The organism is Pseudomonas sp. PDM22 (assembly GCF_014851965.1).
GTDB lineage: Bacteria > Pseudomonadota > Gammaproteobacteria > Pseudomonadales > Pseudomonadaceae > Pseudomonas.
Map to the genome: position 1 here is coordinate 479409 of NZ_JACVAR010000001.1, position 15960 is coordinate 495368.

General features: G+C 66.6%; 15 protein-coding genes. 6 read left to right on the forward strand and 9 right to left on the reverse strand.

From position 1 onward, the window contains the following. Positions 1 to 53 precede the first annotated feature (53 nt). Positions 54 to 1559, reverse strand: a complete 1506-nt coding sequence (gene pap, locus IB255_RS02255) for a polyphosphate:AMP phosphotransferase (RefSeq protein ID WP_192209757.1) — start codon at positions 1557 to 1559, stop codon at positions 54 to 56. 107 nt (positions 1560 to 1666) lie between these two features. On the opposite strand from pap, the gene mnmC reads away from it, so the two are divergent. Further along, entirely contained in the window at positions 1667 to 3634 is a 1968-nt protein-coding gene (gene mnmC, locus IB255_RS02260; protein WP_192209758.1) for a bifunctional tRNA (5-methylaminomethyl-2-thiouridine)(34)-methyltransferase MnmD/FAD-dependent 5-carboxymethylaminomethyl-2-thiouridine(34) oxidoreductase MnmC, read from the forward strand. A 55-nt stretch (positions 3635 to 3689) separates the two neighbouring features. Next, entirely contained in the window at positions 3690 to 4439 is a 750-nt protein-coding gene (locus IB255_RS02265) for a sulfite exporter TauE/SafE family protein (protein ID WP_081520256.1), read from the forward strand. Between the two features lie 16 nt (positions 4440 to 4455). On the opposite strand, the gene IB255_RS02270 is transcribed toward IB255_RS02265, so the two are convergent. Beyond that, complete coding sequence (locus IB255_RS02270; RefSeq protein WP_081520255.1) at positions 4456 to 4935, reverse strand: MarR family winged helix-turn-helix transcriptional regulator; 480 nt, start codon at positions 4933 to 4935, stop codon at positions 4456 to 4458. 132 nt (positions 4936 to 5067) lie between these two features. On the opposite strand from IB255_RS02270, the gene IB255_RS02275 reads away from it, so the two are divergent. From IB255_RS02275 to IB255_RS02290, 4 genes are all read left to right on the forward strand, one after another. Next, positions 5068 to 6837 (forward strand): N-acetylglutaminylglutamine amidotransferase, encoded by a 1770-nt coding sequence (locus IB255_RS02275; protein ID WP_081520254.1) that lies wholly within the window; start codon positions 5068 to 5070, stop codon positions 6835 to 6837. A 339-nt stretch (positions 6838 to 7176) separates the two neighbouring features. Beyond that, entirely contained in the window at positions 7177 to 8976 is a 1800-nt protein-coding gene (gene ngg, locus IB255_RS02280; RefSeq protein ID WP_081520253.1) for an N-acetylglutaminylglutamine synthetase, read from the forward strand. Beyond that, positions 8973 to 10196 carry an osmoprotectant NAGGN system M42 family peptidase gene (locus tag IB255_RS02285; RefSeq protein ID WP_081520252.1) on the forward strand — a complete coding sequence of 408 codons (1224 nt, stop codon included), beginning with the start codon at positions 8973 to 8975 and terminating at the stop codon, positions 10194 to 10196. Before ngg ends, IB255_RS02285 begins: the two co-directional genes overlap by 4 nt. A gap of 73 nt (positions 10197 to 10269) precedes the next feature. Beyond that, positions 10270 to 10500, forward strand: coding sequence for a YheU family protein (locus IB255_RS02290; RefSeq protein ID WP_081520251.1), 231 nt, complete (start codon positions 10270 to 10272; stop codon positions 10498 to 10500). Positions 10501 to 10685: 185 nt separating this feature from the next. Here IB255_RS02290 and IB255_RS02295 read toward each other — a convergent pair whose 3' ends face one another. From IB255_RS02295 to IB255_RS02325, 7 genes are all read right to left on the reverse strand, one after another. After that, positions 10686 to 11015: a YnfA family protein gene (locus tag IB255_RS02295; RefSeq protein WP_138215220.1), complete on the reverse strand. Its 330-nt coding sequence runs from the start codon at positions 11013 to 11015 to the stop codon at positions 10686 to 10688. A gap of 31 nt (positions 11016 to 11046) precedes the next feature. Beyond that, on the reverse strand, positions 11047 to 11472 hold the full coding sequence (locus IB255_RS02300) for a hypothetical protein (RefSeq protein WP_024766159.1): 426 nt from the start codon (positions 11470 to 11472) through the stop codon (positions 11047 to 11049). A gap of 241 nt (positions 11473 to 11713) precedes the next feature. Further along, entirely contained in the window at positions 11714 to 12526 is an 813-nt protein-coding gene (locus tag IB255_RS02305; RefSeq protein WP_045210280.1) for an SDR family oxidoreductase, read from the reverse strand. A 167-nt stretch (positions 12527 to 12693) separates the two neighbouring features. Further along, the gene (locus IB255_RS02310; RefSeq protein ID WP_081520249.1) at positions 12694 to 12993 is read right to left on the reverse strand and encodes a hypothetical protein; all 300 of its coding nucleotides are present in this window, start codon (positions 12991 to 12993) and stop codon (positions 12694 to 12696) included. A 204-nt stretch (positions 12994 to 13197) separates the two neighbouring features. After that, positions 13198 to 13356: a DUF3309 family protein gene (locus tag IB255_RS02315; protein WP_081520248.1), complete on the reverse strand. Its 159-nt coding sequence runs from the start codon at positions 13354 to 13356 to the stop codon at positions 13198 to 13200. Positions 13357 to 13491: 135 nt separating this feature from the next. After that, positions 13492 to 14118, reverse strand: a complete 627-nt coding sequence (locus IB255_RS02320; RefSeq protein ID WP_192209759.1) for a 3'-5' exonuclease — start codon at positions 14116 to 14118, stop codon at positions 13492 to 13494. Further along, a complete protein-coding gene (locus tag IB255_RS02325) occupies positions 14115 to 15905 on the reverse strand; it encodes a DUF294 nucleotidyltransferase-like domain-containing protein (RefSeq protein WP_192209760.1) in 1791 nt (596 codons plus the stop codon). The genes IB255_RS02320 and IB255_RS02325 overlap by 4 nt, the downstream gene beginning before the upstream one ends. Positions 15906 to 15960 lie beyond the last annotated feature (55 nt).

Sequence of the window (15960 nt, forward strand, 5' to 3'; positions counted from 1 at the left end):
GAGCGGGGCTGGTTCGCGAGCAAGCTCGCTTCTACAAAAAAGCTCCTGAAACGTCAGTCCTTCTTGCCCTTCTTCGCACTGGCGTAAGCCGCCTCCAGCGCGTCGTTGATGGTCTTGAGCACCTTCACCCGCGCATAGCGCTTGTCATTGGCCTCCACCAGCGTCCAGGGCGCGATCTCGGTGCTGGTGCGGTCGACCATGTCGCCCACCGCATCCACGTAGAGGTCCCACTTGTCGCGGTTGCGCCAGTCTTCCTCGGTGATCTTGAAACGCTTGAAGGGGATCGACTCGCGCTCCTTGAAGCGCTCCAGCTGGGTTTCCTGGTCGATGGACAGCCAGAACTTCACCAGCACGATGTTGTAGTTCGCCAGTTGCTCCTCGAAGTCGTTGATCTCCGCATAGGCACGCAGCCAGTCAGCATCGGAGGCGAAGCCCTCGACCCGCTCCACCAGCACGCGGCCATACCAGGAACGATCGAAGATGGTGAACTGCCGGCGTGCCGGGATATGCCGCCAGAAGCGCCACAGATACGGCTGCGCGCGCTCCTCCTCGGTCGGCGCGGCGATGGGCACGATGCGGTACTGGCGTGGGTCCAGCGCATCGGTCACGCGGCGGATCGCGCCGCCCTTGCCGGCGGCGTCGTTGCCTTCGAACACGGCGATCAGCGAGTGGCTGCGGAAACGCTTGTCGCGCATCAGCGTGGCCAGGCGCGCCTGTTCCTTGGCCAGTTGCTCCTTGTACTGGTCCTTGTCCAGCGAAAGGCTCAGGTCCAGTGCATCCAGCAGCCCCTTGTTGTCCAGGCTGGAAACCAGCGGCGCGGCATGGGGCTGCGGGGTCGGGCGGTCCTTGCGCTTGAGCGCGGCCTGCAGGCTTTCGAGGATGGTGCGGCCGACCGTCAGGCTGCGGTAGCGCTCATCGGAGCCCTCCACCACGTACCAGGGCGCATAGTCGCGGCTGGTGCGGCGCAGCACGCGCTCGCCGTAGCGCACGAACTTGTCGTAGACCTCGTTCTGCTTCCAGTCGATCTCGCTCAATTGCCAGCTGCGGGTCGGGTCGTTCTCCAGCGCCTTGAGGCGTTCCTTGAGCTGCTTCTTGGAAAGGTGGAACCAGAACTTGAAGATCAGCGCGCCTTCGTCGGAATACATCCGCTCGAAGCGTTCGGCATCGCTGATCAGGCCATCGAGCTGGCTGTCCTTGATCTCGCCGGTGACCCGCGCATAAAGCATCTGGCTGTACCAGTTGCCGAAGAAGATGCCGGTCGTGCCCTTGGGCGGCAGGCGGCGCCAGAAGCGCCACTGCGGCGGCCGCGAGAGTTCCTCGTCGGTGGGCAGGAGGAAGCTTTCCACCCGGATCAGGCGCGGGTCCATCCACTCGTTGAGCAGCTTCACCGTCTCGCCCTTGCCGGCGCCCTCGATGCCGTTGATCAGGATGATCACCGGGAAGCGCGCCTGCTGCTTGAGCTCGTACTGCGCCTCGAGCAGGGCTTCGCGCAGCACCGCGACTTCCTTCTCGTAGGTTTCCTTGTCGATGGAATGACCGATCTCGGCGGATTCGAACATGCACCTCTCCTTGTCTCGAAGTGAGTAAAAGGTAGCGGAAGTGACGCAGGCTGTCTGCGCGGCGGATCGGCTAAACTGCCGGCTTCGTTTCACAACCCTGCCCCCACATGCCAGACATCAGCAGCGCCCAGATCGACTGGAACGAGAACGGCCAGCCGACCTCCCGCGTCTACGGCGACGTGTATTTCTCTCCCGTCTCCGGGATCGCCGAAACGCACCACGTGTTCATCGACGGCAACCGCCTGCCCGAGCGCTTCGCCGCACTGCCTGCTGGCGGGCGCCTGTGCATCGGCGAAACCGGCTTCGGCACCGGGCTGAACTTCCTCTGCGCCTGGCAGCTGTTCGAAGAGCAGGCGCCGAGCGATGCGCGGCTGCACTTCGTCAGCACCGAGAAGTACCCGGTGGCGCTGGACGACCTGCGCCGCGCCTTCGCCCTCTGGCCGGAGCTGGCGCACCTGTCGGGGCAGTTGCTGGAACAGTACGTGGCGATCAACCCCGGTTTCCAGCGCCTGGTCTTCGCCGGGGGCCGCGTGGTGCTGACCCTGCTGGTGGGCGATGTGCTGGACACCCTGCCCGAACTGGACGCACGCATCGACGCCTGGTTCCTCGACGGCTTCTCCCCGGCGAAGAACCCGGAGATGTGGAACGACGCGCTCTACGCCCAGCTCGCCCGCCTCTCGGGGCCGGGCACCACCATCGCCACCTTCACCAGCGCCGGCTTCGTCCGCCGCGGGCTGGGCGCGGCCGGCTTCAAGATCCGCCGCACCCTGGGCTTCGGCAAGAAATGGGAGATGTCCCAGGGCGAATTCCTCGGTGTCGAACAGCCGGCCGGCAAGCCCTGGTACAGCCGACCCGTTCACCCCAAAGGCCCTCGGGAAGCACTGGTGATCGGCGGCGGCATGGCCGGTTGCGCCAGCGCCGCCAGCCTGGCCGCGCGGGGCTGGAAGGTGACGCTGATCGAGCGTCACGCGGGCCTCGCCGAAGAAGCCTCGGGCAACCCGCAAGGCGTGCTCTACCTCAAGCTGTCCGCCCACGGGACTGCGCTGTCGCGGTTGATCGTCAGCGGCTTCGGCCACACGCGACGGCTGATCCAGCGTCTGCAGAAAGGCGAGGAATGGTCCGATTGCGGTGTGCTGCAACTGGGCTTCGATGACGCCGAGACACAGCGCCAGGCCAAGCTGACCGAGGCCTTCCCGGCGACCCTGCTGCACCTGCTGGACAAGGCCGAGGCGGAATCCATCGCCGGCATCGGCCTGCCGGCCGGCGGGCTGTTCTACCCCGAAGGCGGCTGGGTGCACCCACCTGCGCTGTGCCGGCACCTTGCGCAGCATCCGAACATCCGCGTGCTGACCGGTGAGGAAGTCCGCCTGCAACGCGAAGCCGAAGGCTGGAGTGCCTGGAGCGGCGAGGAAGAACTCGCCAGCGCGCCCATCGCCATCCTCGCCACCGCCGCCGAAGTGCGCCGTTTCGCGGGCGCCGAATCGCTGCCGATGAAGCGCATTCGCGGGCAGATCACCCGCGTGCCGGCCACCGCCGAGAGCGCCGCGCTGAGTACCGTGGTCTGCGCCGAAGGCTACGTTGCCCCGCCGCGTCACGGCGAGCACACCCTGGGCGCCAGTTTCGAATTCAAGCGAGACGACACTGAGCCATCATTGGAAGAACACCTGGGCAACCTCGACCTGCTGGCGGAGATATCCACAGACCTGAGCGCTCGGATGCACATTGCCCAGCTCGACCCAACCACGCTGCAGGGCCGCGCCGCCTTCCGCTGCACCACCCCGGACTACCTGCCGCTGGTGGGCCCGCTGGCGGATCGCGAAGCCTTCGCCCAGTCTTACGCGGTGCTCGGCAAGGATGCACGCCAGGTACCGGAGACGCCGTGCCCCTGGCTCGACGGCCTGTACCTGAACAGCGCCCACGGCTCGCGCGGACTGGTTACCGCGCCGCTGGCCGGCGAACTGCTGGCGGCCTGGATCGACGGCGAACCGCTGCCCCTGCCGCGCGCCGTGGCCGAGGCCTGCCACCCGAACCGATTCTTCCTGCGCGACGTCGTGCGCGGCCAGAAGAACTCCTGAACACCTCGCGGTCCATCGACAGGGCCGCGACCAGCTTCCAGAGCGGACCACCGACATGGATGCACTGCTGCTTGAATCTTCCGCCATCGGCCTGATCCTCGGGCTGCTGCTGGGCCTGACCGGCGCCGGCGGTTCGCTGGTGGCGCTGCCCCTGCTGCTCAGCCTGCACCTGCCACTGCACGATGCCATCGGCGTCAGCCTCGGTGCTGTCGCACTGTCTGCCGCCATCGGTGCGGTGCCGCGCGCACGGCAGGGCCAGGTGGCATGGAAGCCGCTGTTCTGGCTGGTGATCACCGGCTGGCCGGGCAACGCCGTCGGCCAGTGGCTGGGCAAGTACGTGCCCGACGCCTGGCTGATCGTCGGCTTCTGCCTGCTGGTGCTGTGGTCGGCCTGGCGCATGTGGCAGGGCTCCAGCCAGCCACGCAACTGCGACAAACCCATGCGCAACGGGCCGCTGCTGGGCGTCGGCCTGGCGGTGGGCTTGTTGTCCGGCCTGATGGGCGTGGGCGGCGGCTTCCTGATCGTGCCGGGGCTGCTTTGGTTCACACCGCTGTCGATGATGGCGGCGACAGCCACCTCCATGGCGGTGATCGCGCTGGTATCCGGTGGCGGTTTCCTGCTCTACCTCACCCACGCCCAGCCGCCGCTGCCCTTGCTGGCGTGCCTGGCGGCCGGCGGTGCGCTCGGCGTGCTGTTCGGCAACCGCCTGGCGGTGCGCCTGGGTGGCGCGACGCTGCAGCGCCTGTTCGCGCTGATGCTAGTGGCCGTCAGCCTGTCGCTGGCCGCGCAGAAACTGATGAGCTGACAGCCTTCAAGAGCGATTAGAACTCTTCTTCCTCGGCGCCGGCCCCCGGCGTCTCGAACAGCTCGGCCGCCCGCAGCAGCCCGGCGAGGATCGCGTGCTGCTCCCATTCCGGCAGCCCGGCGAAACGCTCCAGTGCGTGCTCGGGCAACAGCGTCGGCCCATTCCTGAGCGCTCGGCGCCCGACCGCTTCCAGGCTCAGCCACTGCTTGCGGCGGTCATCGTCGTCGCGCCGGCGGGTCAGCAGGCCCTTGCTTTCCAGGCGGGTCAGCGCGCTGGAAATGGACGACTGCGACAGCGCCACCTGCCGCGCCAACTGACCAGCGGTTATCTCCCCCTCCAGTTCGACCACCTGCAGGATCAGCAGCTGCAGCGGCGTCAGTTCACCGTCGCGGCCCAGGCTCTTGGAGTGCACTTCCGCCGCCTGCTGCAGCCGTCTCAGGGCCTGCAACATGGAGAGTGCGTGGGCGTTACGCATCGCAGTCTTGCTCTCGGCCATCTCAGTCCACCTGCTGCTCCGTCATTTTTTCTCAATGAAATCAGATAGAACTCTCGCCAGATCGACGGGTCATCCCCTAAGGCGTCCATGAGGCGCCACCCACTTGATCCCCAACGGAGAACCGGTAAGGAAATGTGCGGACTAGCAGGAGAGTTACGTTTCGACAAACAGGCTGCGGACCTTGCCGCGGTCGAACGCATCACCCATCACCTCGCCCCGCGAGGCCCCGATGCCTGGGGCTTCCACAGCGAAGGGCCGGTGGCCCTGGGGCACCGGCGGCTGAAGATCATGGACCTGGCCGAAGCATCCGGTCAGCCGATGATCGACACCTCGCTGGGCCTGTCGCTGGTGTTCAACGGGGCAATCTACAACTACCCCGAACTGCGCGGCGAGCTGGAAGCCCTTGGGTACCGCTTCTTTTCCGGAGGCGACACCGAAGTACTCCTCAAGGGATACCACGCCTGGGGTGAACAACTATTGCCACGCCTCAATGGCATGTTCGCCTTCGCCATCTGGGAACGCGACAAACGGCGCCTGTTCATCGCCCGCGACCGCCTCGGCATCAAGCCGCTGTACCTGTCGCAGACTGGCAAGCGCCTGCGCTTCGCCTCCAGCCTGCCGGCGCTGCTCAAGGGCGGCGACATCGACCCGGCGCTGGACCCGGTGGCGCTCAACCACTACCTCAACTTCCACGCCGTGGTCCCCGCGCCGCGTACCCTGCTGGCCGAGGTGCAGAAACTGCCGCCGGCCACCTGGATGACCATCGACGCCGAAGGCCACACCGAGCGCCAGCGCTGGTGGACCCTGGACTACGGCCCGCTGCCGGACGAGCGCGAGCTGACCCTTGACGACTGGGAAGACCGCCTGCTGAGCAGCCTGCGCGATGCCGTGAGCGTGCGTCAGCGTGCCGCCCGCGAAGTCGGCGTGCTGCTCTCCGGCGGGGTGGATTCCAGCCTGCTGGTCGGCCTGCTGCACGAGGCCGGCGTCGAGGACCTGCTGACCTTCTCCATCGGTTTCGAGGATGCCGGCGGCGAGCGCGGCGACGAATTCCAGTACTCCGACTTGATCGCCAAGCGCTACGGCACGCGCCACCACCAGTTGCGCATCGACGAGAACGAAGTGATTTCGCAATTGCCGGCAGCCTTCCGCGCCATGAGCGAGCCGATGGTCAGCCACGACTGCATCGCCTTCTACCTGCTCTCGCGGGAAGTTTCCAGGCACTGCAAGGTGGTTCAGAGCGGCCAGGGCGCCGACGAGCTGTTCGCCGGCTACCACTGGTACCCGAAGGTGGCCGGCGCCAAGGACCCGCTGCAGGCCTACCGCGCGGCCTTCTTCGACCGCACTCACGGCGAGTACCTGGACACCGTGCGCGAAGCCCTGCGGGTGGAGGACGTGGCCAGCGAGTTCGTCCGCGAGCACTTCGCCCAGGCCGGCGCGGATGACCCGGTGGACAAGGCCCTGCGCCTGGACAGCACCATCATGCTGGTCGACGACCCGGTCAAGCGCGTGGACAACATGACCATGGCCTGGGGCCTGGAGGCACGCGTGCCGTTCCTCGACTACCGCGTGGCCGAGCTGTCGGCGCGCATCCCGTCCCGCTTCAAGCTCGGCGACGGCGGCAAGCAGGTGCTCAAGGCGGCCGCACGCAAGGTCATCCCCAGCGAAGTGATCGACCGGCCCAAGGGGTACTTCCCGGTGCCGGGCCTCAAGCACCTGCAAGGCAATACCCGCGCCTGGGTCAGCGAGTTGCTGCTGGACCCGAGCCAGGACCGTGGGCTGTTCGAGACGGCGATGTTCGACCGCCTGCTCAGCGACCCGGCAAGCGACCTCACCCCGCTGCGTGGTTCCAAGTTGTGGCAGTTGGCGGCCCTCAACCTCTGGCTGACGGAACAAGGCCTATGAGGGACTGTTGATGCTTCGCTGCGGCCACGCCAGCGCCGCCCATTACGCAGCGCCCGGCACGAAGCGGAAGTGCGGTGGTTCCAGCAGCCAACGCATCACGTCTTGCTGCGCAATAGACGGGCTGGCCCTTCGGGTTGCGCGGCAAATCGCGCCATGCGTCGTTGCGGGACTAGGCAAGGGAATGACCATTGCCGGCGTCCCGCGTCTAGCCTGGCGCGATTTGGCGCAGCAACGCGGCTCGCAGCAAAGCAACAACAGTCCCTCGGCTCGGCAATGCCGCCTCATGCGGCGTTGCCTTTTCTTTCAGCCCAGGACAGAAGCCTTATCAGGGAGCGCAAGATGAAACCCCATTCCAATCTGCCCCATCCTCACAACCAGAGGTTGCTGCGCGGCCAGACACCGACCTACGAGCGGCTGCAGGCGCGTTTCGCCGGTGATCACGCGGAAAGCCACGGCCCGCTGATCCTGCAGTGCGGCTGGGGTCGCCTGCTGATCGGCCACACCTTCTCCAGCCCCGACAAGCTCGCCGCCGAGCTGCTCAACGAACAACCCGGCGAACGCGACATCGCCCTTTACGTGGCCGCGCCGCAGCAGGTGCTGGCCCATGCCCCGCAGCAACTCTTCCTCGACCCTTCCGATGCGCTGCGCCTGTGGTTCACCGACTACCGCCCGGCGCGCCGCCCCTTCCGCGGCTTCCGCATCCGCCGCGTACACAGCGATGACGACTGGGCGGCGATCAACCGCCTGTACCTGTCGCGCGGCATGCTGCCGGTCGATCCGTCCAACGTCACCCCGCGCCACCAGGGTGGCCCGGCCTACTGGCTGGCGGAGGACGCCGAGACCGGCACGGTGATCGGCACGGTCATGGGCATCAACCACGCCAAGGCCTTCCGCGATCCGGAAGGCGGCTCCAGCCTCTGGTGCCTGGCAGTGGACCCACAGTCCAGCCGGCCTGGCGTCGGCGAAGCGCTGGTGCGCCACCTGATCGAGCACTTCATGAGCCGGGGTCTTGCGTACCTGGACCTGTCGGTGCTGCACGGCAACCAACAGGCCAAGTCGCTGTACCGCAAGCTGCGCTTCCGCGAGCTGCCGACCTTCGCGGTGAAGTGCAAGAACGGCATCAACCAGTCGCTGTTCCTCGGCCCCGGCCCGGAGGAAGGGCTCAACCCCTACGCCAGGATCATCGTCGACGAGTCCCATCGGCGCGGCATCGAAGTACAGGTGCAGGACGCCGACGCCGGCCTCTTCACCCTCACCCAGGGCGGCCGGCGCATTCGCTGCCGCGAGTCGCTGTGCGACCTCACCAGCGCCGTGAGCATGAGCCTGTGCCAGGACAAGACCCTCACCCACCGCGCCCTCGACCGCGCCGGCCTGCGCCAGCCGCAGCAGCGGCTGGCGAGCAGCGTGCAGGAGAATGCCGCCTTCCTCGAGGAGCACGGCGCGCTGGTGGTCAAGCCGGTGGACGGCGAACAGGGCCAGGGCGTCGCCGTGGACCTGCGCTCGCCGGAAGAGGTCGAGGAAGCCATCGCCCATGCCAAGCAGTTCGACACCCGCGTCATCCTCGAGAGCTACCACCCCGGACAGGACCTGCGCATCGTGGTGATCGGCTACGAAGTGGTGGCCGCCGCCATCCGCCGTCCCGCCGAGGTGATCGGCGATGGCCGGCACAGCATCCGCAAGCTGATCGAGGCGCAGAGCCGCCGTCGCCAGGCCGCCACCGGTGGCGAAAGCCGCATCCCGCTGGACGGCGAAACCGAGCGCACGCTGGGCGCGGCCGGCTTCACCTACGACGACGTGCTGCCCAGCGGCCAGCGCCTGGCTGTGCGGCGCACCGCCAACCTGCACACCGGCGGCACCCTGGAAGACGTCACCGAGCGCCTGCACCCGGCGCTCGCCGACGCCGCCATCCGCGCGGCGCGGGCGCTGGAGATTCCGGTCACCGGCCTCGACCTGCTGGTCACCGAGGCCGACCAGGCGGAGTACGTGATCATCGAAGCCAACGAACGCCCCGGCCTGGCCAACCATGAGCCACAACCCGTCGCCGAGCGCTTCGTCGACCTGCTCTTCCCGCTGAGCCGCGAACTGCTGCACCGCGACAACCGTGACCAGCCACACCCCAACGTGGAGGCCCCGGCATGACCCAACTGCCACAACCGGACCTGAACTACCTGCAGCGCGTGCTGCTGGAAATGCTCGCCATCCCCAGCCCTACCGGTTTCACCGACACCATCGTGCGCTACGTCGCCGAGCGGCTGGAGGAGATCGGCGTACCCTTCGAGATGACCCGCCGTGGGACCATCCGCGCCACCCTGCTGGGGCGGCGCAAGAGCCCGGACCGCGCGGTCTCGGCACACCTGGACACCATTGGCGCGATCGTCCGCGAGATCAAGCCCAACGGCCGCCTGGCACTGGCGCCGGTGGGTTGCTGGTCGAGCCGCTTCGCCGAGGGCAGCCGCGTCACGGTGTTCTGCGAGAACGGCGTATTCCGTGGCAGCGTGCTGCCGCTGATGGCCTCCGGGCACGCCTTCAATACCGCCGTGGACACCCTGCCGATCAGCTGGGACCACGTCGAGCTGCGCCTGGATACCTACACCGCCAGCCGTGCCGACAGCGAATCGCTGGGCGTGGCCATCGGTGATTTCGTCGCCTTCGACCCGTTGCCGGAATTCACCGAAAGCGGCCACATCAGCGCCCGCCACCTCGACGACAAGGCCGGCGTCGCCGCGCTGCTGGCTTCGCTCAAGGCCATCGTGGAAAGCGGCCAGGTGCCGCCCATCGACTGCCACCCGCTGTTCACCATCACCGAGGAAATCGGCTCCGGCGCGGCCGGCGCGCTACCCTGGGACGTGAGCGAGTTCGTCGGCATCGACATCGCCCCGGTGGCCGAGGGACAGAACTCCAGCGAGCACGCGGTGAGCGTGGCCCTGCAGGACTCCGGCGGGCCCTACGACTTCCATCTTTCCCGTCACCTGCTGCGCCTCGGCGAACGCCATGAGGTCGCCGTACGGCGGGACCTGTTCCGCTACTACCACAGCGATGCGCAGTCGGCGATCACCGCCGGCCATGACATCCGCACCGCCCTGCTGGCCTTCGGTTGCGACGCCACCCACGGCTACGAGCGCACCCACATCGACAGCCTTGCCGCCCTGGCGAAACTGCTGACGGCGTACATGCTCAGCCCACCGGTGTTCGACAGCGATGCGGAACCCAGCGAAGGCACGCTGGAGCGTTTCAGCAAGCAGCTGGAGCATCCGGTGCACATGGAAAGCACCACCCACGTGCCGCCGGTGGACGACCTGATCGACAGCGGCGATGGGTCGTCCGACAAGGGCAAGGACTCGGACAAGAGCAGGAAGTGAAGCTGCGCTGAGCGCAGCGCGGGACTACAATCCCGCGCTGCGATTCACGAGCACGATTCACGAGTAGCCCGCCATGCTGATTCCCTTCGAGCTGATCGAAGCCGACACCCTGAACAACCTGCTGGAAGACTTCGTCACCCGCGAAGGCACCGACAACGGCGACGACACGCCGCTGGACGTACGCGTCGAACGCGCGCGCCATGCACTCAAGCGCGGCGAGGCGGTGATCGTCTTCGATCCGGAAAGCCAGCAGTGCCAGCTGATGCTGAAAAGCGAAGTGCCAAAGGAGTGGCTGGAGGACTGAAGCACGCGCCCAGGAACACCTCACACGCAGGATGGCGTGGAGCGCAGCGATACCCATCGATTGCGCGCACCCACAGCATGGGTATCGCAAGCTCCACCCATCCTACGATGAAGCTCAGCGGCAAGATGGGAGCACGACGTAGGGCGCATAACGCCAAGGGCGTTATCCGCCGGATGCTTAACGGCTCAGGGGGCCAGACGCGGCCCGAGGAGCACCACGCTGGCGCCGATCACGCACAGCGCCACGCCCACCCAGTCGCTCCACAGCGGGCGACTCTTCTCGACGAAGGCCAGCCAGAACAGCGACGCGGCGACATAGATGCCGCCGTACGCGGCATAGGCGCGCCCGGCGTAGTTCGCCTCGACGCGGGTGAGCAGCAGGGCGAAGACCGTCAGGCTGAGCAGGCCGGGAATTATCCACAGGGCGCTCTTGTCCAGGCGCAGCCAGAGGTAGAAGGCGTAGCAGCCGGCGATCTCGCAGAACGCGGCGAGGACGAACCAGAGGTAGTTGATCATGGGGTTCTTTCCGTGACGGGAAGTGCGCCGGTCAGCCGCGCAGGCCGCCCTCGCGTTCCCAGGCGCAGCGCACTTTCAACTCGCCTTCGCGCGGGCTGTGGAAGCCGTTCTCGGATTCCCAGCGGAAGGTGTGGCTGCCGTTGACTTCGGTTTCCAGGTGCACCACCGCGCTGGCCCAGTAGAGGCGGCGCAGCAGGGCTTCGAACTGTTCGACCCAGAGTTTCCACTCGTACTCGATGGTCTGGTAGCTGGCGCCGAAATGGATCACCTGGGACTGGTACAGGCCCGCGCCTTCGGTCTCGCAGCGGCTGAACATCTCGCGGCCAAGGAACGGCCAGGCCTCGCCCATGGGCAGGCTGTCGAGCACCTTGCGGTTGGCGGCGCGGCGCAGGCGGCGCTCCATCGAGTCGCCGGGCCAGTCGCGGATGCAGCCATAGACGATGGATTCACAGTGCAAGCGGGTTCTTCCTTCAATGACACGCAAGCCTTCTAACACAGGCCTGGCATCGCGCAAAGCGCGAATCCCCGCAGCTGCGCAGTAGCCCGAAAAAGCAAAAGCCCCGCGAAATGAGCGGGGCTTTCACCGGGGTCCAACGTACATCAGCCAGGCAGGCCGGTGACTAAAACTAACCCTTTGCACCGGCCTGGGCAAGCCCTCTCTTTCATTGCACCGAAAGGGGGCAATTCGGGGATGAAAATCAGGACAGGCTGCGACGCTTGGCCTGCATCTTCTCGGCCATTTTCGCCATCTCGTCGTAGATCGCCTGGGGGTTCTGCTGCTTGATCTGCCAGGCCATGCGGCCCTGCTCGTGGGGCAGGATCATGAAGACGTCGCGGGCCACTTCCTGGTGGATGTAGTCGGCGATGTCGGCGGCGCTGATGGGCGAGCTTTCCAGCAGCTTGCCGACCTGGGTCTTCATCTCCGGGCTCGGGCCGCGGAAGGAGTCCAGCAGGTTGGTCTGGAAGAACGACGGGCAGACCACGTGGACCTTCACGTCCACCAGGCTGAGGTCGGCCAGCAGGCTTTCCGAGAGCGCCACCACACCGGCCTTGGCCACGTTGTAGTTGCTCATCGCCGGGCCCTGCATCAGGGCGGCCATGGAGGCGATGTTGACGATGCGCCCCTTGCTCTTCTCCAGCAGCGGCAGGAAGGCCTTGCAGCCCTTGACCACGCCCATCAGGTTGATCGAGATCTGCCAGTCCCAGTCTTCCAGCGAGAGTTCGCTGAAGAAGCCGCCGGAAGCGACGCCGGCGTTGTTGACGATGATATCGATGCCGCCGAATTTCTCTTCGCAGGACTGCGCCAACTGGGTCAGCTGGCTGTAGTCACGCACGTCGCAGCGCTGGGTGAAGCCGTCACCGCCGGCCTCGCGCACCAGCTTCAGGGTTTCCTGCAGGCCTGCTTCGTTGACGTCGGCCAGCGCCAGCTTCCAGCCCTCGCGGGCCCAGCGCAGGGCGATTTCGCGTCCGAGGCCGGAACCGGCGCCGGTGATCATGATGCGATTTTGCATAGGGGAGGTCTGCCTTTTCTTGTCTTGTTCGGGACGGGTGATCGACAGGGTCTGTCGACGACTGTGGCCCGAAGTGTAACCAAGGCTTTCCGCTATCAGCGGCGAAATCAGGGCGCTGAATGCCCCTGGCAAACCGCCGGCGCACTAGCGCTTCGCGGGTTGCGCGATCAGGCCTGGAGGAGCACGCAGAGCTTGCCCAGCACCAGGGCGATGCCGGCGGAGACAAGAAGGTGGGCGGCGCAGTTGATGCGCTCGCGCTTGAACTGGGCGAAGCCGCTGATGCGGTAGCGCAACATGAAGACACCCAGCGCCACGGGAAGGGCCGGGCCGAGGAAGGCGAACTGCCAATAACGATCCGGATTGACCACCGGGTCCAGGGTCATGGCTTCGGCCAGCGGCGGCAGGCCCAGTCCGCACTGAACGAGCAACCACACCACGCCGAGCACAACCAGTACAACGCCCAGCATCCCTACGACTCCCTGATGGCAAAGGCCCAGTATGTTAGTACAGGTGCCCCCCGAGGGCTGTGCGACGAATCACCCTGTGGCGTATCGGCGCTGTGACGAAAGCCGAGGGAATCAGTTTTTCTCCACGCCTCGGCGCCAGGGTTTCCCACCTCGCCCCAGCCCTCTCCCTTGCGGAGAGGGTCAGGGTGAGGGGTTGCAACTGGCTCAGATCCGCCCGAGCAACAACAACACCAGCAGCACGATCAGCACCACGCCGATCACACCGGACGGGCCGTAGCCCCAGTTGCGCGAGTGGGGGAAGACCGGCAGGCCGCCGATCAGCATCAAGATCAGGATGATCAACAGGATGGTCCCGAGTCCCATATCGTCTCTCCTCTTTCAGTCGACGAGGGGCGATGGCTCGCGGTGTTGCGATTGGCCAGCGCTTGTAATGTCCGACCGGGAGGGTGCGCGGAAGATTCAAAGAATCTGCGTGCGCCAGGCTCAGCTCAGGTCAGCTCAGCTCAAGTCGCGGGGCAGCGAGCCCTTGCGCAGGCGCAGGAACATCAGCGCGGCGGTGCGCGCATCGCCGATGGCGGTATGGCGTCCTTCGATGGGGATATCCAGATTGCGCGCCAGGGTATCGAAGCGCAGGTCCAGGTGCAGGTCGGGAAAGCGCCGGCTCATCTTGCGGTGGTAGATCTCCGAGACCTCCACGCGGGGGTTGTCCAGCCGCGCGCCGAACTGTTCATGCAGGTGCCGGCGCAGCACCGCGACGTCGAACGACAGGTAGTAGCCCAGCAGCGGCCGTTCGCCGATGAAGGCCTGCACCCGGCGCAACGCCTCCACCAGCGGCAACTGGCCTTCGAGGTCGGCACGACGCAGTTTGTGGATGCGAATCGACTCGCCGTCCAGCGACGGCGGCGGCTCCACCAGCAACTCCAGGCGCTCGCCGAGGATCAGCTTGCCACGCCGGATCACCACCGCGCCGATGCTGAGGATGTCGGCCTTGCGCGGGTCGAGACTGGTGGTCTCCAGATCCAGCGATACCAGCTCTTCCGCCTCCGCCGGATCGTGCCGCCACCAGTAGAGGCGGCGGCGCCAGGCGGACCAGTGCGGATCGGGGGCAGCGACGCAGACGTTCATCGGGTCTCCAGGTGGAATTGGCGGGTCAGGCTCTGCTTGAACTTCTTCACCGTGTGCAGCCCGAAACGCAGCAGGTCGCGCTCGTGGCGGCTGAGACGGGAAACATCGAGCTCCTGTTCGCGGCCGTCGCGCTGACCGTCCAGTTGCTGGCGCAGGCGCAACTGGAGGAACAGCTCGAAGGCTTCGCTCAGGTTGTCGACCAGCGACTCATCCAGCACGCCGAGCGCCTTCAGCGCGGCGAGGCGGCCGAGGGTGCCGCGCTCGTCCAGCCCTTCGCGTACGGCCAACACGCGTGCGCCGTGGACGATGGGGAAGATGCCGCCACGCTTGACGTCCAGCTGCGCGTCCTGGGTCTTGAGCTGGCCGAGGAAAGTCAGCGGCGTATCGAATTGCAGCGCGGGGAGGGCCAGGTCGCTCATCCAGCGGCTGCTGTCGCCGGCCATCTCGTACAGGCAGTCGCGCAGGCTGTCGAACAGCCTCCGGTTGCCTGCCACCGGCCAGGCATCGGCGAGGATCGACAGGCGCATCAGTTGTTCGGGGCGACCTTGCAACGGCAGCTCGCGCAACTCGCGTTGCCACTCCGATAGCGGCTTGCACCACTCCGGCCGACTGGCCATCACACCACCGGGGCACGGTGGATAACCGAACTCCAGCAACGCGGCGGAGAAGCGCTGCATCAGCAGCAGGCCCTGCTCCACCGGCAGGCCGTCATCGAGAATCAGCGCGTTGTCCTGGTCGGTCTTCAGCAGCTGTTCCGCGCGTCCTTCGCTGCCCATCACCAGCAGGCAGCAACGGCCGCGCAGCACCGGCGGCACCTGCAGTTCGAACAGGCGCTCAAGCAGTTGTTCGTTGAGCGCGCTGACCAGTTGCATGATGAAGCGCAGGCGGATGCCATTGCCCGCCAGGGTCGCAATCAGGGTGTGCAGGGTCTCGGCGGCGGCGCGCAGCTCGGCCTCGCTTTCAGCGCGGGCGATGCGCAGCGCCAGCACGTGGGAATGGGTGGAGAACAGGCTGAGCACCTGGGTCAGGTGCAGCAAACCGACCACCCTGCCCTCCTCGCACACCGCCACGCGTTCGATGCGCTGGCGAGTCATGAGGATCATCGCGTCGAAGAGGAAATCGCCCAGCTCGACATGGCTCAGCGGACGGTGCGCCAGCGGGCCGATGGGTTGTGCCTCGCTGAAGCCGTCGCGAAAGTGCGCGGTCATCAGGTCGGTGCGGGTGACGATGCCCAGCGCGCCATCCTCGCGCACCAGCAGCGCGTCCGCGCCACGGCTGAGTTGCAGGCGCGCTGCATCGCCCAGCGGCAGGCCGGGCTCGACTTCGATGGCGGGCAACAGGTGTTCTGGGGCGATGCGGGTGAGGATGAATTCGGCCAGGTTCTGCCCATCACGGCGCTCCAGCTGGCGCTTGCTGGCCAGGTCCGCACGGAAGAAGCGGGCGAACTGCGGGTTGTCCGTGCACAACTGGTGGAACACCGCCGCCGGCAGTTCGTAGACGATGCTCTCTTCCACCGCCTGGTAGCGGTGCTTGCTGCTGCCGGAGAACAGCCCGCGCACGTCGAACAGGTCCTCGGCGCCATACTGGGCGAACAGCTTGCCGTCTTCGCCGCGCTCCTCGATCACGCCCTTCATCAGCACGAACAGGCAAGGCACCGGCGCACCGGCTTCGAGCAGCACTTCGTCGACCGTGTAGTAGCCCACGCTCAGCGCGTCGCGCAGTTGCTCGCGCTCCAGCGGGCGAAGCTGGTCGAAGGGTGGCGAGGCGAAGTTGAAATCGTCGGACATCCGTCATCCATCCCTGTCAAAAAAGCGGGGCCGGGGGTGTTTCCACCCCCGGCCC

What these genes read in the sequence shown, in the direction of transcription:
- IB255_RS02270 (WP_081520255.1), bottom strand. Translation starts at nt 4,935, where the DNA reads ATGGCCGAGAGCAAGACTGCGATGCGTAACGCCCACGCACTCTCCATG.
- IB255_RS02285 (WP_081520252.1), top strand. Translation starts at nt 8,973, where the DNA reads ATGACCCAACTGCCACAACCGGACCTGAACTACCTGCAGCGCGTGCTG.
- IB255_RS02265 (WP_081520256.1), top strand. Translation starts at nt 3,690, where the DNA reads ATGGATGCACTGCTGCTTGAATCTTCCGCCATCGGCCTGATCCTCGGG.
- IB255_RS02305 (WP_045210280.1), bottom strand. Translation starts at nt 12,526, where the DNA reads ATGCAAAATCGCATCATGATCACCGGCGCCGGTTCCGGCCTCGGACGC.
- IB255_RS02315 (WP_081520248.1), bottom strand. Translation starts at nt 13,356, where the DNA reads ATGGGACTCGGGACCATCCTGTTGATCATCCTGATCTTGATGCTGATC.
- mnmC (WP_192209758.1), top strand. Translation starts at nt 1,667, where the DNA reads ATGCCAGACATCAGCAGCGCCCAGATCGACTGGAACGAGAACGGCCAG.
- ngg (WP_081520253.1), top strand. Translation starts at nt 7,177, where the DNA reads ATGAAACCCCATTCCAATCTGCCCCATCCTCACAACCAGAGGTTGCTG.
- IB255_RS02310 (WP_081520249.1), bottom strand. Translation starts at nt 12,993, where the DNA reads ATGCTGGGCGTTGTACTGGTTGTGCTCGGCGTGGTGTGGTTGCTCGTT.
- IB255_RS02275 (WP_081520254.1), top strand. Translation starts at nt 5,068, where the DNA reads ATGTGCGGACTAGCAGGAGAGTTACGTTTCGACAAACAGGCTGCGGAC.
- IB255_RS02295 (WP_138215220.1), bottom strand. Translation starts at nt 11,015, where the DNA reads ATGATCAACTACCTCTGGTTCGTCCTCGCCGCGTTCTGCGAGATCGCC.
- pap (WP_192209757.1), bottom strand. Translation starts at nt 1,559, where the DNA reads ATGTTCGAATCCGCCGAGATCGGTCATTCCATCGACAAGGAAACCTAC.
- IB255_RS02290 (WP_081520251.1), top strand. Translation starts at nt 10,270, where the DNA reads ATGCTGATTCCCTTCGAGCTGATCGAAGCCGACACCCTGAACAACCTG.
- IB255_RS02320 (WP_192209759.1), bottom strand. Translation starts at nt 14,118, where the DNA reads ATGAACGTCTGCGTCGCTGCCCCCGATCCGCACTGGTCCGCCTGGCGC.
- IB255_RS02325 (WP_192209760.1), bottom strand. Translation starts at nt 15,905, where the DNA reads ATGTCCGACGATTTCAACTTCGCCTCGCCACCCTTCGACCAGCTTCGC.